Here is a 562-nt window from a genome sequence, read left to right as displayed (position 1 = left end):
ACGTCCCTCGACTTCGCTCGGGAACTTGGCGGGGGTGGGTGTTCATTCTAGCGGAAAACTTGGCGCCAATCTGCACCTCACCAAGAACCTGCCCGTCGCTTCCGGAATAGGCGGTGGCTCCGCCGATGCGGCCGCCGCGCTGCGCCTGCTCAATCGGCTCTGGGGCTGCAACCTGACCGACCGCGCGCTGTGCGTGATCGGCGAGACGCTCGGCTCCGATATCCCTGCCTGTGTCATCAGCCAGAGCCTGCGCGTCGAGGGCAGGGGCGAAGCGCTGGAAGCGCTCGATCTGCCGGGCCTCTCGGGCATGCCGATCCTGCTGGTCAATCCTGGCATTCCGCTCGGCACCGCGCCGGTGTTCCGGGGGTGGGATCAGGTCGATCGAGGCCCGCTCGATACGTCCAGCCTTCAGGCAGTCATCTCAAGCGGTCGCAATGATCTAGAAGCGCCCGCGCGCGTGCTCGTACCCGAGATCGCGGATGTGCTCGAACGGCTGCGCTCAACCCCGGGCGCCACCCTGTCGCGCATGTCGGGCAGCGGCGCGACCTGCTTTGCGCTGTTC

At 67.1% G+C, this 562-nt stretch carries 1 protein-coding gene; it reads left to right on the top strand.

Annotated elements, in window-relative coordinates; all coding sequences use genetic code 11:
* Positions 1-34 precede the first annotated feature (34 nt).
* On the top strand, positions 35-562 hold a 528-nt coding region (locus AX735_RS14260; protein WP_446471821.1), incomplete at its 3' end, for a GHMP family kinase ATP-binding protein.

The sequence above is a fragment of the Blastomonas sp. CCH1-A6 genome, assembly GCF_001556365.1.
In the GTDB taxonomy this organism is placed as follows: Bacteria; Pseudomonadota; Alphaproteobacteria; order Sphingomonadales; family Sphingomonadaceae; genus Blastomonas; species Blastomonas ursincola.
The sequence above is the reverse complement of the archived record's forward strand: the minus strand, read 5'-3'. Positions and strand labels throughout refer to the sequence as shown.